Source organism: Streptomyces sp. NPDC054834 (genome assembly GCF_053611185.1).
In genome coordinates this window covers 238,588-264,571 of the sequence record NZ_JBSGZV010000006.1, presented here as the reverse complement: position 1 = coordinate 264,571, position 25,984 = coordinate 238,588, and the positions used below count along the sequence as shown (strand labels likewise).

At 73.0% G+C, this 25,984-nt stretch carries 22 protein-coding genes and 1 riboswitch; of the genes, 13 read left to right on the top strand and 9 right to left on the bottom strand.

What is annotated here, in order from left to right; all coding sequences use genetic code 11:
• Position 1 precedes the first annotated feature (1 nt).
• Positions 2–1,660: a glycoside hydrolase family 13 protein gene (locus ACWGJM_RS11615; RefSeq protein ID WP_453411451.1), complete on the bottom strand. Its 1,659-nt coding sequence runs from the start codon at positions 1,658–1,660 to the stop codon at positions 2–4.
• 284 nt (positions 1,661–1,944) lie between these two features.
• Between ACWGJM_RS11615 and ACWGJM_RS11610 the strand changes: the two genes are divergently transcribed.
• Positions 1,945–2,874 carry an LAETG motif-containing sortase-dependent surface protein gene (locus ACWGJM_RS11610; protein ID WP_453411450.1) on the top strand — a complete coding sequence of 310 codons (930 nt, stop codon included), beginning with the start codon at positions 1,945–1,947 and terminating at the stop codon, positions 2,872–2,874.
• A gap of 24 nt (positions 2,875–2,898) precedes the next feature.
• On the opposite strand, the gene ACWGJM_RS11605 is transcribed toward ACWGJM_RS11610, so the two are convergent.
• On the bottom strand, positions 2,899–3,258 hold the full coding sequence (locus ACWGJM_RS11605) for an ArsR/SmtB family transcription factor (RefSeq protein ID WP_453411449.1): 360 nt from the start codon (positions 3,256–3,258) through the stop codon (positions 2,899–2,901).
• Between the two features lie 80 nt (positions 3,259–3,338).
• Positions 3,339–3,524, top strand: a riboswitch (cobalamin riboswitch).
• Positions 3,525–3,553: 29 nt separating this feature from the next.
• On the opposite strand from ACWGJM_RS11605, the gene ACWGJM_RS11600 reads away from it, so the two are divergent.
• Positions 3,554–4,609, top strand: a complete 1,056-nt coding sequence (locus ACWGJM_RS11600; RefSeq protein ID WP_453411510.1) for a HoxN/HupN/NixA family nickel/cobalt transporter — start codon at positions 3,554–3,556, stop codon at positions 4,607–4,609.
• 11 nt (positions 4,610–4,620) lie between these two features.
• Here ACWGJM_RS11600 and ACWGJM_RS11595 read toward each other — a convergent pair whose 3' ends face one another.
• Positions 4,621–5,589, bottom strand: a complete 969-nt coding sequence (locus ACWGJM_RS11595) for a nucleoside hydrolase (RefSeq protein ID WP_453411448.1) — start codon at positions 5,587–5,589, stop codon at positions 4,621–4,623.
• Between the two features lie 62 nt (positions 5,590–5,651).
• The gene (gene thrS / locus ACWGJM_RS11590) at positions 5,652–6,884 is read right to left on the bottom strand and encodes a threonine--tRNA ligase (RefSeq protein WP_453411509.1); all 1,233 of its coding nucleotides are present in this window, start codon (positions 6,882–6,884) and stop codon (positions 5,652–5,654) included.
• 328 nt (positions 6,885–7,212) lie between these two features.
• Here thrS and ACWGJM_RS11585 point away from each other — a divergent pair, with 328 nt between their 5' ends.
• Positions 7,213–7,995 (top strand): hypothetical protein, encoded by a 783-nt coding sequence (locus ACWGJM_RS11585; RefSeq protein WP_453411447.1) that lies wholly within the window; start codon positions 7,213–7,215, stop codon positions 7,993–7,995.
• A 15-nt stretch (positions 7,996–8,010) separates the two neighbouring features.
• On the opposite strand, the gene ACWGJM_RS11580 is transcribed toward ACWGJM_RS11585, so the two are convergent.
• Both ACWGJM_RS11580 and ACWGJM_RS11575 read right to left on the bottom strand, forming a co-directional pair.
• Complete coding sequence (locus ACWGJM_RS11580) at positions 8,011–8,814, bottom strand: GAF and ANTAR domain-containing protein (RefSeq protein WP_453411446.1); 804 nt, start codon at positions 8,812–8,814, stop codon at positions 8,011–8,013.
• A gap of 69 nt (positions 8,815–8,883) precedes the next feature.
• Positions 8,884–10,227: a helix-turn-helix domain-containing protein gene (locus ACWGJM_RS11575; RefSeq protein WP_453411445.1), complete on the bottom strand. Its 1,344-nt coding sequence runs from the start codon at positions 10,225–10,227 to the stop codon at positions 8,884–8,886.
• 101 nt (positions 10,228–10,328) lie between these two features.
• Between ACWGJM_RS11575 and ACWGJM_RS11570 the strand changes: the two genes are divergently transcribed.
• The 4 genes from ACWGJM_RS11570 to ACWGJM_RS11555 all read left to right on the top strand — a co-directional run bounded on the left by ACWGJM_RS11570 (position 10,329) and on the right by ACWGJM_RS11555 (position 15,101).
• Positions 10,329–10,502, top strand: coding sequence for a hypothetical protein (locus ACWGJM_RS11570; RefSeq protein WP_453411444.1), 174 nt, complete (start codon positions 10,329–10,331; stop codon positions 10,500–10,502).
• 301 nt (positions 10,503–10,803) lie between these two features.
• Positions 10,804–11,436, top strand: coding sequence for a hypothetical protein (locus ACWGJM_RS11565; RefSeq protein WP_453411443.1), 633 nt, complete (start codon positions 10,804–10,806; stop codon positions 11,434–11,436).
• Positions 11,437–11,768: 332 nt separating this feature from the next.
• A complete protein-coding gene (locus ACWGJM_RS11560) occupies positions 11,769–13,010 on the top strand; it encodes an amidohydrolase (protein WP_453411442.1) in 1,242 nt (413 codons plus the stop codon).
• 123 nt (positions 13,011–13,133) lie between these two features.
• A complete protein-coding gene (locus ACWGJM_RS11555) occupies positions 13,134–15,101 on the top strand; it encodes a YncE family protein (protein WP_453411441.1) in 1,968 nt (655 codons plus the stop codon).
• 3 nt (positions 15,102–15,104) lie between these two features.
• Here the strand turns inward: ACWGJM_RS11555 and ACWGJM_RS11550 are convergent, their stop codons facing one another.
• Positions 15,105–16,169 carry a hypothetical protein gene (locus tag ACWGJM_RS11550; protein WP_453411440.1) on the bottom strand — a complete coding sequence of 355 codons (1,065 nt, stop codon included), beginning with the start codon at positions 16,167–16,169 and terminating at the stop codon, positions 15,105–15,107.
• Between the two features lie 93 nt (positions 16,170–16,262).
• Positions 16,263–17,420 carry a PP2C family protein-serine/threonine phosphatase gene (locus ACWGJM_RS11545; protein WP_453411439.1) on the bottom strand — a complete coding sequence of 386 codons (1,158 nt, stop codon included), beginning with the start codon at positions 17,418–17,420 and terminating at the stop codon, positions 16,263–16,265.
• 150 nt (positions 17,421–17,570) lie between these two features.
• On the opposite strand from ACWGJM_RS11545, the gene ACWGJM_RS11540 reads away from it, so the two are divergent.
• Together ACWGJM_RS11540 and ACWGJM_RS11535 are read left to right on the top strand one after the other, a co-directional pair.
• The gene (locus tag ACWGJM_RS11540) at positions 17,571–18,017 is read left to right on the top strand and encodes a hypothetical protein (protein ID WP_453411438.1); all 447 of its coding nucleotides are present in this window, start codon (positions 17,571–17,573) and stop codon (positions 18,015–18,017) included.
• 141 nt (positions 18,018–18,158) lie between these two features.
• Complete coding sequence (locus tag ACWGJM_RS11535) at positions 18,159–19,082, top strand: hypothetical protein (protein WP_453411437.1); 924 nt, start codon at positions 18,159–18,161, stop codon at positions 19,080–19,082.
• Positions 19,083–19,206: 124 nt separating this feature from the next.
• Here ACWGJM_RS11535 and ACWGJM_RS11530 read toward each other — a convergent pair whose 3' ends face one another.
• A complete protein-coding gene (locus tag ACWGJM_RS11530) occupies positions 19,207–20,565 on the bottom strand; it encodes an aminotransferase-like domain-containing protein (protein ID WP_453411436.1) in 1,359 nt (452 codons plus the stop codon).
• Positions 20,566–20,653: 88 nt separating this feature from the next.
• Between ACWGJM_RS11530 and ACWGJM_RS11525 the strand changes: the two genes are divergently transcribed.
• The 4 genes from ACWGJM_RS11525 to ACWGJM_RS11510 all read left to right on the top strand — a co-directional run bounded on the left by ACWGJM_RS11525 (position 20,654) and on the right by ACWGJM_RS11510 (position 25,936).
• A complete protein-coding gene (locus tag ACWGJM_RS11525; protein ID WP_453411435.1) occupies positions 20,654–21,457 on the top strand; it encodes an alpha/beta fold hydrolase in 804 nt (267 codons plus the stop codon).
• Complete coding sequence (locus tag ACWGJM_RS11520; protein WP_453411434.1) at positions 21,454–22,413, top strand: endonuclease/exonuclease/phosphatase family protein; 960 nt, start codon at positions 21,454–21,456, stop codon at positions 22,411–22,413. Before ACWGJM_RS11525 ends, ACWGJM_RS11520 begins: the two co-directional genes overlap by 4 nt.
• A gap of 38 nt (positions 22,414–22,451) precedes the next feature.
• The gene (locus ACWGJM_RS11515) at positions 22,452–24,410 is read left to right on the top strand and encodes an FUSC family protein (RefSeq protein WP_453411433.1); all 1,959 of its coding nucleotides are present in this window, start codon (positions 22,452–22,454) and stop codon (positions 24,408–24,410) included.
• Between the two features lie 92 nt (positions 24,411–24,502).
• On the top strand, positions 24,503–25,936 hold the full coding sequence (locus ACWGJM_RS11510) for a VWA domain-containing protein (protein WP_453411432.1): 1,434 nt from the start codon (positions 24,503–24,505) through the stop codon (positions 25,934–25,936).
• The last annotated feature ends 48 nt before the right edge of the window (positions 25,937–25,984 follow it).

The window sequence follows — 25,984 nt, the reverse complement described above, 5'->3', positions numbered from 1 at the left end:
GTCACCGGGCCAGCCACACGGTGGTGTCCGGCGGCAGGACCCTCGCGTCCGGCAGTGGCGCGCTGCTCAGCAGCACCTCCCCGGGCGGCAGCGGTACCGGCTCGTCGCCGAGGTTGGTGACGCACCGCCAGCCGTCCGAGCGGGCGAACTGGAGGACACCGGCGGGTACGTCCGGCGCCCAGGTCAGCGACTCGCCCTCCAGGAGCTTGCGGCGCAGGCGCAGGGCCCTGCGGTAGAGCTCCAGGGTGGAGCCCTCGACGCCGTCCTGGGCCTGGACCGCGTACGCGGCGAAGACCGGCGGCTGGGGCAGCCAGGCGCCGGCCGCGCCGAAGCCGTACGACGGGCCGCCGGTCGTCCACGGCAGCGGCACCCGGCAGCCGTCGCGGCCCTTGCGGACGTGGCCGCTCTGTTCCCAGATCGGGTCCTGGAGGACCTCGGTGGGCAGACCGGCCACTTCGGGCAGGCCGAGTTCCTCGCCCTGGTAGACGTACGCGGATCCGGGCAGGGCCAGCATCAGCAGGGTCGCCGCCCGGGCCCGTCGCAGGCCCGCCGCCTCGTCGATCCCGGGTGCCCGGCCGCCGGCGAGCAGCCAGGCGTCGTAGTCCGTGCCGGGCGGGAGCATCAGACGGGAGGTGTGACGTACGACGTCATGGTTGGACAGGACCCAGGTGGCGGAGGCCCCTGCCGTGCGCGCCGTGCGCAGCGAGTCGGTGATGACTCGGCGCAGCCCGTTCGCCTCCCAACCGGCTTGCAGATACTCGAAGTTGAACGCCTGGCCCAGTTCGTCCGGGCGGGCGTACAGGGCGCGGCGGGCGTCCGGGACCCAGGCCTCGGCGACGGCCGTGCGGGGCGGGGTGTAGGCGTCGAAGATCTTGCGCCAGTCGCGGTAGATCTCGTGGACCTCGTCCCGGTCCCAGTAGGGGTGGCTGCCGGGCGGTACGTGTTCCAGGGACTCCTCGCCGGTCGGGCCGAGGTCACCGAGTTCGCTGAGATCACGCAGCGGTTCGGTGAGGTCCTTGGCCAGGCCGTGGGCGACGTCGACACGGAAGCCGTCGACGCCCCGGTCGGACCAGAAGCGCAGGGTGGTGCGGAAGTCGGCGCGGACGTCGTCGTTGTCCCAGTTGAGGTCGGGCTGTTCGGGGGCGAACAGATGGAGGTACCACTGGCCGTCGGGGACCCGCTGCCAGGCGCTGCCGCCGAACACCGACTGCCAGTCGGTGGGCGGGAGTTCGCCGCGCTCGCCCCGCCCGGCGCGGAAGACGTAGCGGTCGCGGGCGGCGGAGCCGGGACCGGCCCGCAGCGCCTCCTGGAACCAGGGGTGCTGGTGCGAGGTGTGGTTGGGGACGATGTCGACGATGACCTTCAGGCCCAGCCGGTGGGCCTCGGCGACCATGGCGTCGAAGTCGTCCAGCGTGCCGAGGCGGGGGTCGACGTCCCGGTGGTCGGCGATGTCGTAGCCGCCGTCGGCGAGTTCGGACGGGTAGAAGGGGCTCAGCCACAGGGCGTCGACGCCCAGCGCGGCCACATGGTGCAGGCGCTCGGCGATGCCCCGGATGTCGCCGAGCCCGTCGCCGTCGGCGTCGGCGAAGCTGCGGGGATAGACCTGGTAGATGACGGCCTGGCGCCACCAGTCGGGGTTCCTGGACGAGAGGTCGTTCACAGTGGCTCCCTTGGGAAGGACGACAGAGGAAAGCCTGTCCACATTGCCGGGAAAGCGAACCTTCACACTCTGCGGAATAGATCATTCCCAGTGTGGCGAAGTTGTGATGAATCCCGAACTCCCCTTGTTGCGACGCAGGTTGACAGGGTTCGGCCGGTCGACCCACCATGTGCACACGCTGTGGCGCATGTGACCAATGGGCCCGGTGTCTTCGACCTGCTTCTGCCTGCCACAGGCCGCAGCACGCTGCCTGAAGCACTCTCAGAACTCCTGATGGGATACACATGTCCATAGCGAGACGTGCCACCACGCGCCGCCTGCTGGGGACGGGCGTCGCGACGCTCGCCCTCTGTGCGGCCTCCGTCGCCGCCGCCTCCGCCGCTCTGGCCAACGACGCGCCCGGCGGCGACGGCTGGAAGTCCGGCGGTACCTACAAGCCGGGCACGGGCGCGGGCACGGAGACCGGTACCGACCGCTGCCAGTTCTCGCTCGACGGCACCGACTTCTACGACTCGGTGAAGGTCGACGACCAGAACCTCAAGCCCACCGATGACGGCAAGGTCCACGTCAAGGTCCGCACCGCCGGTGACGCCTCCACCTGCACCGCCTCGCTGGCCTCCTACCTCGCCCACGGCGCCTCCTTCAACACCTCCGGCGAGCAGATCTTCATCGACTTCGACTCCGTGACCGTCAAGCCGGGCCAGACCGACTCCCTCGACATCGCGGTGCCCGACGCGGGCTGCTTCGCGCAGATCGACCTGTACCGGGGCGCGGTGAAGTTCGACGGCGACCTCGACGCCAAGGACGGCTTCGAGCACGGCGACCTGCCCAAGGGCCCGGACCACCCGGTCATCAAGGACAAGCTGATCGCGGCCTGGAACGGCGGCACGAAGGACTGCACCTCCACCGAGTCCGCCACGCCGACCCCGTCCTCCCCCGCGTCCGTCCCGCCGGCCCAGCCGTCGACCCCGGCCAAGGACAGCGACACCCCGACCCCGAGCGCCTCGGAGTCGACGTCCTCCGGCACGCCGACCCCGTCCGCCTCCGAGTCCACCCCGGCCGCGGCCCCGACGCCCGACGGTGGCGGCGGCGACCTCGCCGAGACCGGTGGCGGCAGCAGCTCCGGCATCATCGCCGGGGGCGCGGCGGTGCTCCTCGCGGGCGGCGCGGCCATCGTCGTCGCGACGCGCCGGAAGCGGACCGCGCGCGGCTGACCCTCCCGGGGGAGGCGGGTCCGGTCAGCCTCCGTCGGCCGCGCAGTGCTTGAGCAAGCCCTGAACCTCCGCGTCCACCACCCGGTACCTGACCACCCGTCCCTCCTTCTCCCCCTCCACGACCCCCGCGGCCCGCAGCAGCCTGAGCGCCTGCGACACCGCGGGGTCGTTCATTCCCGTCGCGATCGCCAGGTCGGACACGGCGAGCGGGCCGGTGCGGTACAGGGCGAGCAGCAGAGCGAGCCGTTTGGCGTCGGCGAGCAGGGAGAAGCGGTCGGCCCAGGCGCGCACATGGCCGGGTTCGCCGATCGCGGCGATGGCGTCGCACACCCGGTGACCGTCGATGGTGCGACGGTCCGCGCGGTCGGCAGGCACGAGATGCATACCGCCATATTCGCAGGCGCCGTTCTGTGATCTTCGATACCTGCGCAGGTACGCAGCTATGCAGACAACCGCCCGCGCCCCTACGGTGGGCGGGCCGTGGTGTTCGGGAAGTCGATGCGATGTCGACGCGGCCCTCGCCACTGTGATCGGGGAGTTCCCGTCCTGTCCGGCACCCGCCGGGGCCACTGGTCGTACGACCGGGAAGGCCAGGGGCGGCGGACGTCATACCCGTAAGCCAGGAGACCGGCCACGGCAGCTCACGAAGTGATCCACGAGGTGCTGGAGCGTGAACCGGATGACCCTGCCCGAGACCAAGGCCGCCTCCTTCCGCTGGCGGCGCGAGGACACCGTCAAGACCGCCGGGCTGATGGCTGTGATCGCCGCCCTCCACGTCGTCGCCTTCGGCATCCTGTTCCTCCTCGTCGCCCCCGGTCACTACGAGGTCGGCTCCAAGGCCTTCGGCATCGGGCTCGGCGTCACCGCCTACACCCTCGGCATGCGGCACGCCTTCGACGCCGACCACATCGCCGCGATCGACAACACCACCCGCAAGCTGATGGCCGACGGCAAGCGGCCGGTGTCGGTGGGCTTCTGGTTCGCGCTCGGGCACTCCAGCGTCGTGGTCGTGCTGGCCGCGATGATCGCCGGCGGCACACAGCTGGCGGGCCGGGTGATGAACGAGAACTCCCGCACCCACCAGGTGCTGGGCTTCATGGGTACGACGATCTCGGCCACGTTCCTCTATCTCGTGGCCGCGCTCAACCTGGTCGCCCTCGTCGGCATCCTGCGCGTCTTCAGGGCGATGCGGGCGGGTTCGTACGACGAGAGGGAGCTCGAACAGCACCTCGACTCCCGTGGCTTCATGAACCGCGTCCTCGGCCGCCTCACCAGGTCCATCACCCGGCCGGGCCAGATGTTCCCGCTGGGCTTCCTCTTCGGCCTCGGCTTCGACACGGCGACCGAGGTCACGCTGATGGTGATGGCCGGCTCGGGCGCGGCGGCGGGCCTGCCCTGGTACGCGATCCTCTGCCTGCCCCTGCTGTTCGCGGCCGGCATGAGCCTGTTCGACACCCTCGACGGTACGTTCATGAACTTCGCCTACCAGTGGGCGTTCTCGAACCCGGTGCGCAAGGTCTTCTACAACCTCGCCATCACCGGCCTGTCCATCGCCGTCGCCTTCGTCATCGCCACGATGGAACTCCTCGGCCTCGAACTCGGCAACGTCGGCTACATCGTCGTCGGCCTGTTCGTGGTCGTGTGGGCGGCGGCAGTGGCGTACTGGAAGGTGGCCAGGGTCGAGGAACGGTGGACGCCCCAGGCCCCGGCCCCGGCCCCCGCCACGACCGACTGAGTCCGCTCCGCCTACGGCCTTTCCACCGTCTCCAGATACAGCTTCACGAACCGGTCGACGTCCACGTCCAACGCCACGTCCACCAGGGCCTGTTCGCGGGCGCCCTCGTGGATCTCGGACTCGCCCGGCCGGGGCCGGCGGTCGACGATCGTCTGGCCCCGGCCCGGGCCGGGGGCGAGGGAGACCTCGACGGGCAGCAGGCGGGTGGTGATGCCCTCCGGGTCGGCGACCGCGCAGACCGCGCCCGCGTCGCCGAGGCCGCCCGCCGCCTCGGCCTCGGCGGAGCCGCCCTGCGTGGTCGGCCGGTGGGCGAGCAGCTCGCCGGCCAGCCGGGTGCCGGGCTCGGCGCTCGCCCGCAGCCGCCGTACCTGGACGCCGGGGACGACGACCCGATGGAAGACGTCCAGCCCGTACATGGTGATCGGCACCCCGGCGGTGAGCAGGACCGCCGCCGCCTCCGGGTCGTGCCAGACGTTGAACTCGGCGACGGGCGTGGCGTTCCCGCCGGCCACCGCCCCGCCCATGAACAGGATCCGCTCGATGTTGCCGGTCACCTCCGGGTGGGTGCGCAGCAGCAGGGCGATGTTGGTGAGCGGGGCCGTCGGGATCAGGGTGACCGGGCGGGGCGAGGCGAGGATCTCGCGGTGCAGCAGCGTCACCGCGTCCACGGCGGCCGGGGCCCGGGTGGGCACGGGCAGCCCCAGGTCGCCCATCCCGTCGTGGCCGTGCACGTGCCGTGCCGAGCGGGCCGGCTCGATGAGCGGCCGCTCGGCGCCCCGGGCCACCGGGATGTCCGGTGCGCCCGCCCGCTCCAGCACGGTCAGGGTGTTGCGGACCACCCCGTCGACGTCCGTGTTCCCGGCCACGCACGTCACCGCGCGCAGGTCCAGGTCCGGGTGGCGGACGGCGAACAGCAGGGCCAGGGCGTCGTCGACACCGGTGTCGCAGTCGATGATCACGGGGATGGGCTGACCGGTCACGGCGGTCTCCTTCCGTCGTACCGACCTTAGGCCAGGTCCGGGACAGGCCCTGCGTCACCGGGTCACTCCCACAGGGCGGTGCCGCGCGCCCGCACCCGGTCACCGATCCGCCGCAGCAGGTCGTCGACCGGAAGGGCCCCGGGTCGCCGGCCGTCCCGCAGCCGTACGGCGGCCTGGCCCGCGCCGGCCTCCCGGTCGCCGATCACCGCCTGGTACGGCACCAGGCGCCCCGCGCGGATCCGGGCGCCCAGGGTGCCCTGCCCGGGACCGGAGAGTTCGGCCCGCAGGCCCCGCGCGGCGGCCTCCCGCACCACCGCCTCCGCCTGCTCCACCTGGCCCTCGGCGACCGGCAGCACGACCAGCTGCACCGGCGCCAGCCAGACCGGGAACGCGCCTGCGTGCTCCTCGACGAGATGCGCGACAGCGCGCTCCATGCTGCCGATGACACTGCGGTGCACCATCACCGGGCGGTGCTTGGCCCCGTCGGCGCCGACGTAGTGCAGGTCGAAGCGTTCGGGCTGGTGGAAGTCGATCTGGACGGTGGAGAGGGTGGCCTCACGGCCCGCGGGGTCGGTGATCTGCACGTCGATCTTGGGGCCGTAGAAGGCGGCCTCGCCCTCCGCCTCCTCGTACTCCTGCCCGGACTCCTCCAGCACCTCCCGCAGCATCGCGGTCGCCCGCCGCCACAGGGCCGGGTCGGCGACGTACTTGCCGCCCTCCCCGGGGAGCGAGAGACGGTACCGGGAGGCCCGGATGCCGAGGTCGGCGTAGGCGCGGGCGATCAGGCCCAGGGCCGCCCGGGCCTCCTCGACCGCCTGGTCCAGGGTGCAGAAGATATGGGCGTCGTTGAGCTGGATGGACCGCACCCGGGTCAGCCCGCCCAGCACCCCGGACGGCTCGGAGCGGTACATGGCACCCAACTCCGCGATCCGCAACGGCAGCTCACGGTAGCTGTGGGAGCGGGAGCGGTAGATGAGCGCATGGTGGGGGCAGAGGCTGGGGCGCAGCACGACCTCTTCCGACCCCAGCCGCATGGGCGGGAACATGTCGTCGCTGTAGTGGTCCCAGTGGCCGGACAGCTCGTACAGCTCCCGTTTGCCGAGGACGGGCGAGTACACGTGCCGGTACCCGGCCGCGCGCTCCGCCTCCCGGACGTACTCCTCCAGGGTGTGCCGTACGACGGCCCCGTCCGGAAGCCAGTACGGCAGCCCCGCGCCCATCAGGGGATCGGTGTCGAACAGACCCAGCTCACGGCCGAGCCGGCGGTGGTCGTGCATGGCGGTCTCCTCGCGGATGGTGTGGTGGCCGGGACGAGAACCGGGACGCACACACACCGAAGCCCCGGGGCACTCGCCCCGGGGCTTCGGACTTGAGGTCACCTGTCAGCGCACCGGGACGTACTCCGGCGTCGTCGTACGGAAGGGGGAGGACGGGGCGCGCTTCATGTGGGGGACGGTAACAGGGGCGCGCGGCGGGGGCGACGCATTTTTTTCGCGCGATCACTCAGGCCGTGGCAGCGCATTTCGATGCCGGTCCGCATTGCTGCCCGCACCCACCTCACCCCCTCACCCGGACGGACCGGACAGACTGGTGACCCGCCGGAGGCAATGGTGCCGTGGGTACATGCCCCACCCCCCGGTTGCCCGCCGCCCCGCCGCCGTCGCCGTCACCGCGGCCACGCTGCTCACCGCCTCCGCCTGCCTGGCTGGCACGCCGGGGCAGGCCCGGGACCCGCTCGCCGCTCCCGTCTCGACCGAGCCGAACACCGAGGCCGGCCCGACCCCCGGCCTCACCGCCGCCCAGGCCCGGGCCGCCCTGATCAACGAGGCCGATCTCGGCGCGCCCTGGATGCCGTCCGAAGGCGCGGCGACCTGGCGGGACGGCCTGCTGAAGGCGACGACGACCGCCGCGCCCGACTGCCAGCGGCTGCTGGAGTCGCTGTACACCGAAGAACCGCTCGGCCGGCCGTCGGGCAGCCTGGCCGTGGCCGTTCTCGACGACGGCGACGACCAGGCCCAGCTGCGTTACCAGGTCGCCGCCCACCGCCCGGCGGACGTGGACCGCGCGCTTGCCTGGCTGCGGACGCTGCCGGGCACCTGCGGACAGTTCCTGGCGACGACCACCCGCTCGGGCGTCGAGGCCGTCCAGGTCGAGGAGCTGCCGCTGCCGGCTGTCGGGGACGCCCGTCAGGGCCTGCGGGTGACGCTGACCGGCGAGAGCGACATGAACGGGCAGGCGCCCGTGCTCACCCTGGAGGTCGCCGCCGTACGGGTCGCGGACGAGGCGATCGTGCTCACCGACGGCGCGCTCGGAGCCGTACCCCCGGACGACAGCACGCGCCGGGCCCTGGAACTCGGCGCCCAGCGCCTGACCCAGATCCGCGCCCAGGCCCGCACGCAGGCCTGACCGCCCGTCCACGGTTCAGGCCCGCTCCTCGTGGAACCGCTCGCGGTGGGCGACCACGTCTCGGGCCATCTCCAGCACCGTACGCCCGCAGGCGAAGGCGCGGCCGCGCAGGCGGGCCAGGGCCTCGTCGGCGTCGATCCCCAGCTGGGCCATGATCATGCCGATGGCCTGCTGGATCTCGCTGTGCCCGGTGGTCAGGCCGCCGAGCCAGAAGCCACCCGCGCGGCCGATCTCCTCCTCGCCCCGGGGCAGCGACATCAGCGCCGTGGTCAGCGCGCTCGCCAGCAGCCGGGCGGTGTGCAGATCGGGGCCGGTCAGCTCGCCGGGGTCGGTGCCGTACAGGTCGAACGTGCCCACGCACACCGCGGAGTCGCCGAGCGGCAGCGAGTACGCGGCCCGGACCCCCGCGCCGGTCGCCTGCTGCGCGTACACCGGCCAGCGCGCCATGTCCTGCCCGGCCGTGAGGTCGCCGGCGAACACCGCCGCGGTGGTCTCGGCGGCGCACACGCACGGCCCCTCGCCCAGCGTGGCCTGCATCTCCGCCACGCCGGCCGCCGTGTCGTCGCTGGCCCCGACCAGCACCGGCACGCCCTCGCTGCGCAGTGACACGCTCGCGCCGGCCACCGGCAGCAGGTCCACCGCGGCCGCGCACAGCCGCTCCGGCACCCGCTCGGGCGTCGCGCCCCGTACCGCCTCGGCCAGGGTTTCCGCCGGGTCCTTGCGGTGCGGTGCCGCGTTTCCGGGAACGCTCGGGCGGCGCCGCTCCTCCGGTGCGCCGCCGGAACCGCCGAGACGCGCACCGTCGTCCCTGGGCCGCACCTTCACCGCCTCCTTCAGCCTCGGTCCGGCTACCCGTGGCGAGGGGGGCGAAACAGCTTTCGACGCAGCTCAGAGCGGAGGCTGCGCGGGAGCGGGCCCGAGGGTGGTGGTGCCGGGGGCCGTACGGTGTCCCAGCCCCGTCCGGTACGCGTCCAGGGCGGCCTCCACCCGCCCGGTCCGGCGCAGCAGATCGCCGAGCAGCCGGCACAGGTCGGCGAGGTCACCGGCGGCGCCCGCCCGCTCCAGCAGGCTCAGCGCGCGCACGTAGTGCTCCTCGGCGGCCTCCGTGTCCCGGGCGTCCTCGGCGATGATCCCGAGCAGGCGGTGCGCGGCCGCCGAGTGCACGGCGCCCCGCTCCGACGACAGGTCCCCGAGCACCCTGTGCAGCAGCTCGGCGGCCTCCTCCGACTTGTCGCGCCGGTGCAGGACGTCGGCGAGCTCGACGGCGGCCTGGCTGCTGTAGAGGGCGGCGCGGGTGGCGGACAGCATGGCGAGCGCCTCGCGCAACTCGTGCTCCGCGCGCTCCAGTTCACCGTCCTGGGCGTACACGTAGCCGCGCATCCAGTGGCAGTTGGCGAGTTCGGTACGGATCTGGAGCCGGCGGTAGAGCTCGGCCGCCTTGGCCAGGGAGGCGTCGGCCTCGGCGACCCGGCCCTCGGCGAGCAGGGTACGGGCGACGGAGCGGTGCATCCGGGCGAGCAGCGCGGGGTCCTCGACCTGCGGCGCGAGCGCGAGGGCGAACTCGGCGGCCTGGGCGGCGCGGGCGTGGGCGCCCATGTCCATGTAGGGGCCGATGACGCTGGCGTAGAGCAGGAGGAGAGCGTCCGGGTCGTGCAGCCCGCCACGGTTGAGCTCGTCGACGGCGGACTCCAACAGGTACACCGCGTAACGGAGTTCACCGGAGAGGTAGTGGGCGACGGCGCGGCCGCGCAGGGCGGGCACCCGCACCGGAAGCGGCTCTGAGGCCATCCCTTCCTCGGCGCGCTCGAAGTGCTGCCTGGCCTCCACCAGGTCGCCGGTCTCGAGGGCGCACTCCCCGAGCCCGAGCAGCGCGGTGGCCTGTTCGCCGGCCAGCCCGTGTGTCTCCGCCTCCGCGAACAGGGCGGCGTACTGGACGGCCGCCTCCTTCGCCTCGCCGGTGGCCAGGGTCCGCTGCGCCTCGGTGAGCCGCAGCCGCAGATCGGTGGCCAGGTGGGGGGAGCGCCCGCTGGCCAGCTCCTCGAAGGTGACGCCGAGCCGGCCCGCGATGTGCCGCAACGCCTCGTCGGAGGCCCGCGCCCGTCCTGCCTCGAGCGTCGAGACATAGGCGGGCGTGTAGGCGGGCTCCGCCAACTGTTTCTGCGTCAGGCCGCGTTCCGCCCGCAGCTGCTGCACCCGCCGCCCGATGGTCTCAGGATCGTCACGTTCCTGCACCCCCAACTCCCCCTATGCCCCTTGCCGTTCGGCTTGGCCAGCCCCTAGGTTAAGCGTCGCATTAAACGTGCTTAATACGCCGCTGTTGTTGCGAGGTTGCCGTGCTCGGACGCTCAGCCGCACGCTACGGACGCCCCACCGCACGGTACGCCAGAGGCGTCGCCGCGGCCGTGGTCGCCGTCGTCGCCCTCGTCACGGCGGCGAACGCGGGCCCGGCCCGGGCCACGGACAGCACCCCCGCCACACCCTCGGCCCAGCACGCACCGCGCCGCTAGGCCCGGCGCGGCTTCTCTGATGGTCACTCAGCTGATTGTCCGGCAGTTTTCCAGGTGCGTGCTGCCGTAGGAGTGACGAAATATCAGATTATCACCTTGAAAGGCTAACTGTCCCTCAAGTTCCTTTTTTTCGCGGCTATTTCACAAGCCGTCAGCCGCCCGGGCGGTCGCCCGGCGTCCCCCGTTCGGAGCCCTGAGAGCAGCCTGCCGATTTGCCCGATATGACAGCCATCGTGGCGGTTAGTACGTTCAATCACGCGCCGGCTGTCCGGGCCGGTCTCTCTCAGACAGGAGAAGTTGCATGCTGAAGACCCGCCGCTCCACCGCTGTCACCGCGGGAGTCGTGGCCGCCGCGGCCCTGGCCGCGGGCGGCCTCACCTACGCCTCGGCCGCCTCCGGGCCGGTCGCCCAGGCGCCGGCCGTCCAGAAGGCGGAAGCCGTCCAGGCGCCCGCGCTCGGTACCGGTACCGGTGCCGACCCCGGAGGAAAGGGCAACGAGGGCACCGGCAACGTAGGCGGCTTCGTCGGCAACGTCGGGGGCAACAACGGCTTCCAGGGCAAAGGCAACGAGGGCCGTCACGAGGACCGCCACGAGGGCCGCCACGAGGACCGCAACCGCGAGGAGGAGGGCCGGATCGAGATCAACGAGCGGAGCTACTCCAGCCACCCGGGCAACTGCATCACCGTGCTCCTCCTGGGCGGCGCCACGAGCCTGAACATCCGCAATGACAGCAACAGGACCGTCGAGGTGTTCAACGGGGTGGTCTGCGACAACGGCGCTCCCATCACCACGGTCGGCCCCCACAGCTCCAGCTTCGGCGTGGTGCCCACCCTCGGCGCGGCCAGCTTCCGGGTGGTCCGCGACAACCGCGACCACGACAACGACCACGACCGCGACAACGACCACGACGACAACGACCACGACTGGAACTGAGCCTGATGCCTGAGATGGAGCCCCCGGCCCGCCGCAATCGGGCCGGGGTACCCGTCCAGGCGCCCCACCTGGGGCACTCCGCTCCGGGCGGGAACCCAGTTGTGACCATTGTCCGGCACTCCGCGTGTCGTGCACGCCCTGTCAGCGCCGGACAGGGCGTGCACGACGCATCCGCCCGGGCAGCCGCCCTGCCGTTCCACCCGCCCTTCGACCCATGACTCCCGCCGGAGCGCCTGCCGTTGGCGCCCTTGCCGTGCCACGGCCGCCGGCTCATTTCCCCGGCGTCCGGGCACAGCCGGACGGGTGACGGACGAAGGCCTACCCTGACCCCCATGACCTCCCCCGCCGCCCGCACCGCCCTCGACCTGACCGCCGGCCTCCCCGTCCCCTCCCTGGAGGACTTCTACCGGGACCTGCACCGTCACCCGGAGCTGTCCATGGCCGAGCACCGCACCGCCGGAAGGCTCGCCGAGCGGTTGCGGACGGCCGGGTTCGAGACGGTCGAGGGGGTCGGGGGGACCGGGGTGGCGGGGCTGCTGCGCAACGGTGACGGGCCCGCCGTGCTGTTGCGGGCGGACATGGACGCGCTGCCGGTCAGGGAGGAGACCGGGCTGCCGTACGCCTCGGAGGCGGACGGGGTGATGCACGCCTGCGGGCACGATCTGCACGTCACCTGGCTCGCGGGCGCGGCGGCGGCGCTGGCGGACGGGCGGGAGACCTGGTCGGGGACGCTGCTGGTGGTGGGGCAGCCGGCCGAGGAGACCGGGCAGGGCGCGGCCCGCATGGTCGAGGACGGACTGTACGAACGGTTCGTACGACCGGACGTGCTGCTCGGGCAGCACGCGGCCCCCGGCCCGGCCGGGCTGTACCCGCACGCGCCCGGACTGATCATGTCCGCCTCGACGGACGTGGACATCGTCGTGCACGGGCGGGGCGGGCACGGGTCCCGGCCCGAGGCGAGTGTCGATCCCGTGGTGACGGCCGCGTATCTCGTCACCCGGCTCCAGACCGTCGTCGCCCGGGAGACCGCCGCGGCCGAGTCCGCCGTGCTGACGGTCGGCCGGATCGAGGCCGGCACCCGGCACAACATCATTCCGGCCGAGGCGCGCATCGCCCTGAATCTGCGCACCCAGTCCGAGGCGGTGCGGCAGCGCATGCTCGCCGCGATCCGGCGTATCGCGCTCGGCGAGTGCCTGGCGGCCGGGTGCCCGAGGGAGCCCGAGGTGACGGTCGGGGCGACCTTCCCGGTGACGGTGAACGACATGGAGACCGACCGCCGGGTCGCCGCCGTGCACGGCGAGGTGTTCGGCGCGGCGACCGTGTTCGACCCGGGCCCGGCGATGGGCAGCGAGGACTTCCCCCGGCTGGCGGCGGGCTCGATCCCGTACTCGTACTGGTTCGTGACGACCACTCCGCACGCGGTGTGGGAGGCGGCGGAGGGCGTGGAGATCCCGCAGAAGCTCCAGGCCGTGCCGAGCAACCACAGCCCGCACTTCGCGCCCGATCTGTCCACGGTCGCACCGGGTGTCCGGACCTTGGTGGCCGGCGCCCTCTCCCAGTTGTCAGTTGCATGACGTAGCCTGCAAGCGCTTCACTCAGTCGTCACACGCGGCCCACAGGGGACACACACATCAGCGGCCGTGTCGCGTGACGCTCTTTTCTTCCATTCGTTCCGGGGGGTTCGAATCAGCGTGCGTATGCGCACTCTCACAGCCGCCACCACCCTGGCGGTCCTCTTCAGCTCGGCGGCGCTCGCCGCCACTCCGGCGTCCGCCGACTCCACCAAGATCCTGCCGGTCAAGTCGACCGGTGACATCGTTGTGGACGGCGTCCACCAGCGGGTCTTCGTCAGCGACCCGCTCAACGGCAAGATCGTCGTCACGGACTACGCCGGCGACGTCGTCAAGCAGCTCACCACCAACCTCTCCGGCGTCTCCGGCCTGGAACTGTCCGCCGACTCGGGCACGCTCTACGCGGCCGTGCAGGACCTGGACGCCATCGCCGTCATCGACACCGCGACCGACACCGAGACCACCCGCTACACGGTCGGCGACAAGCCGCTGAGCGTCGCCCTCGCGGGCGGCAAGCTGTGGTTCGGCTACGGCGGTGACGCCGCCGGCAACCTCGGTTCCGTCGACCTCACGAACGAGCAGCACGAGGTCACCCTGGACCAGGACAACGGCTGGTACTCGGCACCGGTCCTGGACGCGGCCCCGGGCTCGGACACCCTGGTCGCGGGCCAGCTGAGCCTGAGCCCGTCCGAGATCGCCTCGTACGACGTCTCGTCGGGCACCGCCAAGAAGCTGGCCAGCACCCGTGAGGCCGGCAGCAACCTCGGCGACCTCCAGGTCACCCCCGACGGCAAGGACGTCGTGGTGGCCAGCGGGGCGCCGTACTACCACCAGGTGTTCAAGACCGCCGACCTCAACGAGGACGGCAAGTACGTGACCACCGCCTACCCGAACTCCGTCGCCATCGCGCCCGACGGCACGGTCGCCGGCGGCAGCTTCGCCTGGTACGACCCGGACGTGTACGTCTTCAAGCCGGGCAGCAGCGAGGCGGTCCGCACGTACGACTTCCCCAACACCGGCAACACCAGCGGTGCCGACACCCTCGCCGACGCCGGCCTGGCCTGGGCGCCGGACGGCTCACGGCTGTTCGCGGTGACCTACAACAGCGAGGGCGTGTACTCGCTGCGTGAGTACGACGCGCCCACCAAGGCGGCCACCACCGTCACCGTGGACGCCCCGGCGACGGCCACCCGCGCCAAGAAGCTCACCGTCAAGGGCACGGTCACCTCGAAGGCCGCCCTCCCGGCGGGCGCCCAGCTGACCGTCACCCGCACCGACCTGGACTCCCCGAACGGCAAGACCCTCGCCCCGGTGACGGTCAAGGCCGACGGCACCTACTCCTTCACCGACACCCCGCCGGCCGGCGGCAAGGTGAAGTACACGGTGGCGTACGCCGGCGACGCCGACCACGCCGCCGGGAAGGCGTCCGACACCGTCGACGTCTCCCGCGCCAAGCCGACGCTGTCGGTCGACAACAACGGCAAGGTGTACTCGTACGGCAAGGACGTGAAGTTCACGGCCCACCTCGGTACGACGTACAAGAACCGCACGGTGGAGATCTGGGCCGACCCGTTCGGCTCCGACAAGCCCAACAAGCTGGTGAAGTCGGGGAAGGTCAACTCCGCCGGCAACCTGTCGGTCGTCCTGGACCTGAAGCGGGACACCAAGGTCACCGCGAAGTTCGCGGGCGACGCCCGCTACCAGCCGCGGTCGGTGAGCAGCACGGTCGGCGCCCAGGTGAGCGTGTCCACCTCGGTCGGCGGCCAATACAAGACGAAGAGCACGTGGGGCCACACGTACTACTTCTTCCACAAGTCCAAGAACCCGCTGATCACGACGAAGATGCCGTACTACCCGGGGCGGCAGCAGAAGTTCGAGTTCGAGGTGTACTACCAGGGCACCTGGTACCCCGGCGACGCCGAGTACTTCGGCATGGGCTCGGACGGCGTCTCGAAGGTGACGATCACCGGCAACCACAGCGAGGACGTCGGCTGGCGCTTCCGGGTCCGCTCCTCGTACATCAACAACGCCTCCGGTGACACCGTGAACTCCACGACGCACGGCGCCTGGAAGTACCTCACGTTCACCAGCTGAGGCTCAGCCCTGGGTCTGGAGCTGCCGCAGCTGCTGCTGGACATGGTCCAGCGCGCCCTGTCTGCGCCCCGGCACCCTGAGCCGCAACTCCGCGAGCGCGGGCCCGAGTTCACGGGCCCGCGCCGTGTCGTCGATGCACCCCCACTGATGGTGGGCGCGGTCCACGGCCGCCTCCACGGCGGGCGCGTCCGGCGCCTGCCCGGCGGCCAGCCGGGCCGAGGCGACGGCCAGCCAGGTACGGCAGCTGCGCACCGGGTCGCCCGCGAACATCGCCAGGTCCGCCCGGACCTCCGCCCAGTGCAGCGCGTCCTCCGCGGCGGGCCCGTACGCGCGCACGGCGGCCTCCTCGTGGCGCGCGGCGATGGCGTCGGCGTCGGTGTGCCGCCCGCCCTGGACGGCGGCGCTGATCTCGGCGTGCGGGTCGGCGGCGCCGAGCCGCCCGGTGGCGGCCAGCACCAGGTCACGGTGGGCGCCCTCGTCGGCGATCCGGGCCAGCGCCTGCTCGTGCAACTGCTCCAGCGGGGGACGCGAACCGCTGCGCAGCAGAGTCGCCACCGCCTTCATGTACGACGGCGAGGCCACCTGGCGACGGGGCGGCGGGGGCGCGACCCGGCCGAAGACGGCGTTGTTCCGGCCGGAGTCCAGGGGGGTGCCGTGCAGGTGTTCCCAGGTCTCGGCGTCCGCGTGCAGGTCGACGACCAGGGTGGTCGCGCCGGTGGGGCGCAGCCGCAGCTCCTCGCGGATCCAGTGCCAGGGCAGGGCCGTGTAGCGGACGGTCGCCGGAGTGGTGCGGGCCAGCGCGAGGTGGGGCAGGTGCTGGCGGCGGTCGAGCTGGAGCTGCCCGGTGACGAAGACGGTCAGCGGACCGGGGGCGGCCCCGGCGGCTCGCAGCCGGGTGAGGACGGCCTGCGGGTCGAGGGGGTCGGCGAGTTCGACCACGTTGGCGGTGTCGGTGCCGGACAGCACGGCGGGGGCGACGGCCGCGAGGACGGGGAGCACGGAGGCCGCGTCCACCAGGCGCCCCTTGCCCATCGGTGAGGCCGCGAGCAGCAGCACGGTTCCGGGCATCGTCCCCCCTTTGATCGGTCAGGCCGACCGGTCGGCCCCTTTGTTTGATCGGTCCGAGCAGCACCGTAACCGCTGCGGCTGCAAACGTGGGTGTCAGGCCAGGAAACGTCCCCCCAGCACGGCCCCTCCGATGCGCCGTACCGCGAAGATCGTGGTGTCGTCCACCAGATGGCCGCCGCTGTGCCGCAGCACGCCGTCGCGGATCAGGCGGATCAGGTGGCGGGGCCGGACGCTGCCCGGGTCGGCGGCGGTGGCGCGGGCGACCTGGCCGTCGAGGTCGTAGAAGACGCCGTGGCCGTTCCGGGCCTCGGTCACGCCGTCCGTGGTGAGCAGCAGGGTCTCGTCGGGGCCGAGGGGCACCCGGCTGGGCAGCGGCGGGTCCACGGCGGGGAGGAGCCCACCGAGGCCCAGCGGGAGGCGGTCGCCGGCCGGCAGGAGCCGTACCCCGTGGGGGCCGACCGCGAGCGGGGGGTCGTGGCCGAAGTTGACGACCTCGACGGTGCCGTCGTCCACCAAGGGGAAGCCGATCAGCACGGCGGTGGCGAAGCGGTCGCCGTCGTCGCGGCCCAGGGCGATGCTGTGGAAGCGGTGGCGGCCCATGCGTACCTCGAGGTGGGCGGCGACCGTCGCCAGGTCGGGCGCGTGGTAGCCGGCCTCCCGGAAGGTGCCGAGCAGCGCGGCCGCCGCCTCCACCGCGGCGAGGCCCTTGCCCTGCACGTCACCGAGGAGGACGCGGGTGCCGTTGGGGCCGGCCTGGATGTCGTAGAAGTCGCCGCCGACGCGGGCCTCGGTGTCGGCGGCCAGGTAGGCGGCTGCGTGTTCGAGGCCGCCCCAGCCCGGCGGCAGCGGACGCAGCACGGTGCGGCGGGTGGTCTCGGCGATGTCCCGCATGTGCAGCATGCGCCGCTCGCCGCGCAGCCGGACCGCGCAGGCCAGTGTGGCGAGGATGCCGCCGAGGGTGACCAGGACGAAGTCGGGCCAGCCCACCTTGTACTGGTTGAACCAGACGCTGTCCACGAGCACGTAGTCGACGACCGCGAGCACGGCGAAGCCGGCCGTGGCCCGCAACCCGCAGAGCGCGGCGGCGATTCCGGGCACCAGGACGATCCAGGAGATGATCCGGATGTTCGCGTCGGTGCTGACGTCGGCCAACGTGATCGAGACGAGCAGCAGCAGCGGCACCACCCAGGCGACGCTGTGGCCACGGACCCGCAAGGGCTGCCGTCGGCGCAGTTCCTCGCGGTCGGTCACGGTGAGCAGTGCGGCCAGCCCTTCATGCCCTCAGCGAAGCACGGGAGTGGGTGGGCCGCATCCGGGGAACCCGGGCCTCCCTCCGGCTTGCCAGGGCGTTCCCCTGGGGTGTGCCCTGTAAGGCAGGGGCGAGGAGAGAGGAGAGCTCTCATGGCTCATGCGGCACCCACGTCCGGTGAGGTGGCCCGGTACGGCGGCCCGCCCGACGTCTTCAGCGAGCGGACGCATGCGATCACCAGGTGGGCGTTTCCGCTGGTGCTCGCACTGATCTACGGGTACTGGGCCGCCGCCAACACCCGCTACGGCGGGCCCGTCACCGGCTGGAACGTCCTGTTCGGCTTCGTGACCGCGATCGTGTTCTTCGCCCTGTACATGGGCGTGCAGGCCCTCGGCCCGCACGTGAAGCGCGAGGTGCACGCGTTCCTGTGGGCGGCCCTGGGGGGCAGCGCGCTCGGTTTCCTGTACAGCCTGAGCGGCCGCGGCCACACCGTGCTGGCGTCCGCGGGGCTGGCCGTGGCGTTCGCCCTGCCCTTGTTCGCGGTGATTTTCTACCGCTACTACACGCACGAGGACGCCGCCGGACACCGGGTCAGGTGACCGGGGACCCTGCCAGGTGTGGGCCCCGGCCCGGCGGCCGGGGCCCACACCTGTGTCCCGCGTCCTCCGGCACCCCCCGGCAACCCCCCGAATGCACCCATCCGGCTCGCGCACCCCGGTCCCGGGCCGTGTCCTGGGAGTGTGCCCCCACGTCCCAGGAGCGCCCTGTCGGCCGTACTGATCGCCCTGTCCTGCCTCCTCGTGCCCACCGGCGCGCTGGGGGCCTGGGCGTCGTACGGGCTCGCCGACACGGGCCGGTACGTCACCGCCATGGCTCCCCTCGCCACCGACCCGGACGTGCGTGACGCCGTCGCGGAAACGGTGGCGGACGGCATCATGCGCGAGGTCGACGTGGGTGGGCCGGTGCGCGGTGCCGTCCGCCCCTTCGTACGCGACGCGGTGCGCTCCTTCACCCGGACGCACGCCTTCCGCGTCGCCTGGGACACCGGCAACCGGGCCGCCCACGACGCCGTGCTCCGGGCGCTGCGCGACGGACGCGCCGTGCGCGAGCAGCCGGTCACCGTCGATCTCGCCCCCGTCACCGCCCTGGTCAAACGGCAGCTCACCCACGACCACGTGCCGCTGGCCGCCCGCATCCCGGTGGCGCACACCGCGGTGACCGTCCTCCCGGCCCGTGAGCTGGGCCGGCTCCGAAAGGGGTTCCACGTGCTCGAAGTCGCCGGCTTCTGGCTACCCGTCGCGGCCGTCGTCTTCGCCGCCACCGGGATCCTCCTCGCGGTGCGCCGCCGCCGCGCGGTCACCGCCACCGCCCTCGGCACGGCCCTGGGCGGCGCCCTGCTCGCCCTCGCCCTCACCGTCGGCCGCCGCCTCACCCTCGCCGACCTGCCCGACGACGTCTCCCCGTCGGCGGCGGGCGCCGTCTACGACGCCCTCACCGAGACCCTGCGCACGGCCTCCTGGCTCCTGCTCGCCTGCGGCCTGACGGTGGCACTGACCGCCCGCCTCACCCGGCACCTGCGGGCCGCACTCCCCCCACGACGCCGACGAGCATCCGCAACGCCCCCACCAGCTCCGCCTCCGACACCGACGCGAGCCCGAGCCTGACCGCGTCGGGTGTACGGCTCGGATCCACGGCCGCCGCGGCGAAAGGTGCTCGCCCGCCACCGCGCGACCACGGCACCCCGGCGGCTGACCGCCCGCGGACCGACTGTGACACCGACCGCCCGCCTCACCCGGCACGCACGTCAGCCGCGGGCCGCACTCCCCCCACGACACCGGCGAGCACCCGCAACGCCCCCACCAGCTCCGCCTCCGACACCGACGCGAGCCCGAGCCTGACCGCGTCCGGCGTACGGCTCGGGTCCACGCAGAAGGCCGTACCCGGCGTGATGGCGATCCCGCGAGCCGCCGCGGCGGCCGTGAAGGTGTCGGCGCGCCAGCGTGCGGGCAGCTCCCACCAGGCGAAATAGGCCTGGGGGTCGGATCGTACGGTGAATCCGGCGAGCTCCTCGGCGACCAGCCGCTGCCGTCGCGCCGCGTCCGCCCGCTTGGCCGCCACCAGACGCGTCACGGTCCCGTCGCCGAGCCACCGCACCGCCGCCTCCAGCGCGAACGCGCCCGCGCTCCAGCCGCCGGACCGGATCGCGGAGGCCACCGCCTCGACCCGGTCCGGCGGTACGACGGCGAAGCCGACGGTGAGGCCCGGTGCGACGCGCTTGGAGAGGCCGTCGACGAGGTGGGTGAGGGCGGGGGCGAGGGCGGCGAGCGGGGGTTCGGGGCCCTGGTGCAGGAACGACCAGATGCGGTCCTCCACGACCGGCAGGCCCAAGTCCTGCACTACGGCGGCCAGTTGCTCGCGCCGCTCGGTGCCCATGGTCACCGAGGTCGGGTTGTGCAGGGTCGGCTGGACGTAGAGGGCGGACAGGGGAGCGGTCCGGTGGGCGGCGGCGACGGACCGCGGGCAGAGGCCCCCGTCGTCCGCCGCGAGCGGCACCAGGTTGATGCCCAGCCGGGCCGCCATCTCCTTGACCAGCGGATACGTCAGCGGCTCGACGCCGACACGGCCGCCGGGCCGGACCAGGGAGGCGAGGGTCGCGGCGATGGCCTGACGGGCGTTGCCGGCGAAGAGGATCCCGGCGGGGTCCGGGCGCCAGGCCCCGGTGCCGAGCAGGGCGGCCACCGCGTCCCGGGCGGCGGCGTGGCCGGTGGCGGCGGCCGGGCGGAGCGCCTCGGTGAGCGCGTCCGGGCGGACCAGGGAGGCCAGGGCGGGGGCGAGGACCTCCGACTGGCCGGGCGCGGAGGGGTAGTTGAGCTCCAGGTTGACCGAGCGGCCGGCGGCGGACGCTTCCGTGAGCGCCCGCCCGGCCGCCTCCGGTCCGATGGCCGCGCGCACGAAGCTGCCGCGTCCGACCTCGCCCACCACCAGTCCGCGCCGCACGAGTTCGGCGTACACGCGCCCGGCCGTCGAGGCGGCGATCCCGCGCCGCCGGGCGAACGTCCGCTGCGGCAGCAGCCGTTGCCCCGGCCGGAGCCGTCCGGCGGCTATCTCGTCGGCGATCCGGTCGGCGAGCTGCCGGAAGTCGTCCACAACTCTCCTTGATCTGCGGGTCCATCGGATTGCACCGAGGGCAAAGATCTTATTGCACCGAGTAATTGACCGCCCTAGGGTCACTTGCATGACCTCCTTCCTCGCATACGAGGACAAAGGCCCCGAAGTTCCGCACGGGCTCCCCCTCGTCCTCGTCCACGGCCACCCCTTCGACCGCACCATGTGGACCCCGCAGACCGAGGCCTTCTCCGCCTCCCGCCGGGTGATCGCCCCCGACCTGCGCGGCTACGGCGCCTCCCCCGTCGTCCCCGGCATCACCCCGCTCGCCCGGTTCGCCCGGGACATCGCCGAGCTGCTGGACGAGCTGGAGGTGGAGTCCTTCGTGCTCGCCGGGCTGTCCATGGGCGGGCAGATCGTCATGGACTGCTACCGGCAGTTCCCCGAGCGGATACGGGGCCTGGTCCTCGCCGACACCTTCCCGGCGGCGGAGACCGCGGAGGGCAAGCGGGCCCGGGGCGCCATGGCCGACCGGCTGCTGCGGGAGGGCATGCGCGGGTACGCCGACGAGGTCCTGGAGAAGATGGTCGCCCCGTACGCCTCACCCGAGGTCAAGGCCCACGTCCACCGCATGATGACGGCCACCCCGCCCGAGGGCGCCGCGGCGGCCCTGCGCGGCCGGGCCGAACGCCCCGACTACCGCGACCTGCTGACCCGGGTCGGTGTGCCCGCGCTCGTGGTCGTCGGCGCCGACGACACCTTCACCCCGGTCCCCGACGCCGAGGCGATGCACGCCGCCCTCCCCGACTCGACGCTGCACGTGATCGAGGGCGCCGCACACATGCCCAACCTGGAACGCCCGGAGGAGTTCAACGAGGTGCTGGAGGAGTTCCTGGCGCGGGCGGACGGGAGACTCGTACCCTCGGGCACGTGACGAACCAGCCCGAACGCAGGCGGCTCGGTGCCTGGTGCGCCGGGCTGCTGTGCGCGGGGGTGAGCGTGGTCGTCGGCTGCCGGGTCGCCGACACCGACGGCATCACACCAGTGACCCAGCTGCTCGCCTTCCTGCCGTGGCTGCTGCTCCCCACCGGCACGGCCCTGCTGTTCGCGCTCCTCGCGCGGTGGTGGACCGGCCTGGTGTGGGGCCTGGCCCTGCTCGGGCTGCTGGCCTGGTTCATCGAGCCGTACGGCAAGACCAGCGACGCCCCCGGGCAGCCGCTGGTCTCCTTCCGGGTGCTGACCTCGAACGTCGAGTTCGGCCGCGGCACCGACTCCCTCGTCCCCGCCATCCGCCGCTACAAGCCCGCCCTGGTGTTCGTGCAGGAGTGCGAGTACACCTGTCAGGCCACGCTCAGGCGGGAGTTCGGCGACACCTACCCCCACCGACAGGCGGTCGTCGCGGGCGGCTCCGAGGGATCCCTCATCCTCAGCCGCTACCCGCTGCGGGGCACCGACGGCGTCACCGGCACCATGGGCATGCCCGGCGCCGTCGCCGACGTACGCGGCCACCCCGTACGGCTCCAGCTCGCCCACCCCATGCCGCCGCTCCCCGGCCGGCTCGGCCCCTGGCACCGCGAGCTGGGCCGGCTGCGCGACTTCGCCGCCGCCGACCGGCGGACCCCCACCGTCCTCGCCGGCGACTTCAACGCCTCCCAGGACCACGCCGCCTTCCGCGGCATCCTCGACACCGGCCTGCGCGACGCGGCCCGCCTCGTCGGAGACGACCGCACGCCCAGCTGGCCGGCCCGCACCGCCCGGGTCGTCGGCGCCCAGATCGACCACGTCCTCATCTCCCCGGACTTCTCCGCGACCAGCGCCCGCTTCCTCGGACTCACCGGCACCGACCACCGCGCGCTGCTCACCGACCTCACCCTCCACCAGCGGGAATGACCCGGAGCGGGGCCGCGCGCGGCGGCCATAATGGGCGCATGCCCCGAGAGTTCCCCATCGGCCTCACACCTCCCGACTGGCTGATGCGGAACCTCCAGCCCCAGCACGCCCCCGTCAACCTGCCCGCCGTGGCCCGCGCCGCGATCGCGATGTCGGCGCCCCTGGCCGTCGGACTCGCCGCCGGACAGCCCCAGTACGGCGCGCTCGCCTCCATGGGCGCCCTGTCCGGCGTCATCGGCGACACCGCCGACGCCTACCGCATGCGGCTCCTCAACATCGCCGTCCCCCAGCTCTTCGGCGCGCTCGGCGTGACCCTCGGCGCGCTCGTCCACGGCCGGGGCTGGCTCGCCGTCGCCGCCGTCACCGGCGTCGCGCTGATCTCCGGAATGATCTCCACGATCGGCGCGGTCGCCTCAGTGTCCGGACTGCTCCTACTCCTGAACTCGGTCATCGGCGCCGGCCTCCCCCTGCCCGGCCCCTGGTGGCTGGCGCCGGCCCTGATGACCGGGGGCGGCCTGCTCGTCCTCCTGCTCACCCTGCTGGCCTGGCCGCTGCGGTCCGGAGTGCCGGAACGGACGGCGGCGGCCGGCACCTACCGGACCGTGGCCGCCCTGCTCGCGGCGAGCGGCACCGACCGGACGGAGGAGTACGACGCCGCCCGCCACGCCGTCACCCAGTCCCTGAACCAGTCCTACGACCTCATCCTCTCCCACCGCGCCCGCCACCACGGCCGCAGCCGCGAACTCACCCGGCTGCTGGCCCAGTTGAACGCGATCACCCCGGTGGTGGAGGCGGCCCCCGCGGCCCACCTGGCGGGCCGGCCACTCCCGCCCGAGATCCCGAAGACGATCCACCACCTCGCCCTCGCCGTGGAGACGGGCTACACGGGCCCGATGGACCTGGTGCCCCTCCCCACCCCCACCACCGAGACCGCCCGCGCCGTCGACCACGCCCTGCGCCACGCGGCCGAGGTCGTCGCCTCCCCCGACGTCGACCCGCGCGGCATCGACGACCGGCTCGGCCGCCCCGCCCACCTCGGTATCCGCACCGCCCGGGCCGCCCGCGGCGTCGTACTCTCCGCCCACTCGTGGCGCTACGGACTACGCCTGGCCCTGTGCATCGCCATCGCGCAGTCCCTGGTCTCCCTCATCCCCGTCCCCCGCTCCTACTGGGTCGCCCTCACCATCACCTTCGTCCTCAAGCCCGACTTCGGCTCGGTCTTCTCCCGCGCCCTGCTGCGCGCCCTCGGCACGGTGGCGGGCCTGGTGATCGCGGCGGCGGTCCTGGCGGAGGTGCCCAGAGGCTGGTGGGACGTCCCGGTGATGCTGATCCTGGCCCCCCTGATCCCGGCCCTGACCCCCCGCGGGTACGGCTACCAGACGGCGGCGATCACCCCGGTGATCCTCCTCCTCTCCGACATCCTGAACCACCAGGGCACGGCCCTGCTCCTGCCCCGCCTGACGGACTCCCTGCTCGGCTGCGCGATCGCCCTGATCGCCGGCTACCTCCTCTGGCCGGAGAGCTGGCACACGCGCGTGGGCGACCGCCTGGCGAACGCGGTCGCGGACACGGCCCGCTACGTGGAGTCGGCGTTCGGCGAACCCACGGAACCGACGACGGACCCGGCATCCCGCGCCCGCATGCGCCGCCGCCTCTACCGCGACCTCTCCGCCATCCGTACGGAATTCCAGCGCGCCCTGACCGAACCACCGCCCACCGGCCGCCGCGCCGCCGCCTGGTGGCCGCTGGTCGTCGCCGTGGAACGCATCGTCGACGCGACGACGGCGGCCCGGGTCCGCGTGCGCCACGGCGCGGCTTCCCCGTCCTCGGCCGAAGTCGCCCAGGTGACCATGCAGTTGAAGGAACTCTCGGACGGCGTCCGGCACGCCGAATCCCTGATCGCCGTCCGCACCGACCTCACGGGACCGTCGGGCAGCGTCCTCGAACCGCTGCGCCAGGAAGTGGCGGCGGCCCGTGCCATCGCCTCACTGCACTGACCCAACCCAAGATCACCATCTGGGGCCGCTAACCTTACGTGTCCGTCCTGGCCAGGGATCTACGGGCATCAACTCAGCGAAGGGTTGCGCACATGGGCATTCTCACTCTCCTGCGGAACGCGTTCGGCCGGTCACGCAAGGGGCGTACCGCCGAAGCAGAGGGTGCGGACAGCACGCCTTCGCCCGAGCCGACGCTCACCCCGGAACCGAAACCGGAGCCGCAGCCGCAGCCGGAACCCACGGCCCGGATCCCCGAGCCCCGCCCGTCCTCCCCTGACGAGCAGGCCACGGAACACGACCTGGTCTCGGCCGCCTTCGACAAGGTGACGGTCCCCCACCCGTCCCAGCCCGCCGAAGCCGAAATCACCCTGAAGCCGACAGCCGTCACCACGAAGCCCGAGCCGGAGCCGCAAGCCGAGCCCGAGCCGACGGCTACCGCCGACGCGGAGCCGGAGTCCAAGGCCGAGCCCGTAACGGAAGCAGCCGCCGAGGCCCAGCCGGAGCCCGCAGCGGAAGCAGCCGCCGAGCCGGAGGCGGAGCCCGAGGCGGAAGCAGCCGCCGAGCCGGAGGCCGAGGCGGAGCCCGCAGCGGAAGCAGCCGCCGAGCCGGAGGCGGAGCCCGAGGTGCCGGCGGAGCCGGTGGCCGAGGCGGAGCCCGCCCAGGAACCGCAGCCTGCGGCCGCCGACGGCGAGGACGCCCCACAGGGGCCACCCGCACCCGACCACGAAACCAGCACGGGTGGTGCGGGTGGGAACACCCCGGCCGAAGGCGAAGCCGAGGCCGCACCCCAGCCGACCCCCGAGCCGCAGGCCAAGGCGCAGCCGGAGCCGGAGGCCGAGGCCGAGGCCGACGCCAAGGCGACCCCCGCCATCCCCCTCACCCGGGTGAAGACCCGCGCCCCCGCCCTGGTCACCGCCTACAAGGCAGCCACAGCCACCCTCAAGAAGACCGACCTCACCGGCACCCGGGCAAGGCTCTACCTCGTCCTCGACCGCTCCGCGAGCATGCGCCCGTACTACAAGGACGGCTCCGCCCAGGCCCTCGCCGAGCAGACCCTCGCCCTCGCCGCCCACCTCGACCCCGAGGCCACGGTCCCGGTGGTGTTCTTCTCCACGGAGGTGGACGGCACCGGCGAGCTCACCCTCACCGACCACGAGAACAAGATCGACGACCTGCACGCAGGGCTGGGCCGCATGGGCCGCACCAGCTACCACGCCGCCGTCGAAGCCGTACTCGCCCTGCACGACAAGACCCCCGACCCCACCGCCCCCGCCCTGGTGATCTTCCAGACGGACGGCGCCCCCGACGCCAAGACCCCCGCCACCCAGTCCCTCACCGAGGCCGCGAAGACCCACCCCGGCGTCTTCTTCTCCTTCGTCGCCTTCGGCGAGCACGACAACAAGGCGTTCGACTACCTACGCAAACTGAAGACCGACAACGCGTCCTTCTTCCACGCGGGCCCGACCCCGCGCGAGCTCACCGACACCGAGCTCTACGAGGGCGTACTGGCGGCCTGGCGCCCGTAAGCCCCCGCCGATCCCCTTCGGGGGGTGGACCAGCGGCCCCGCGCCACA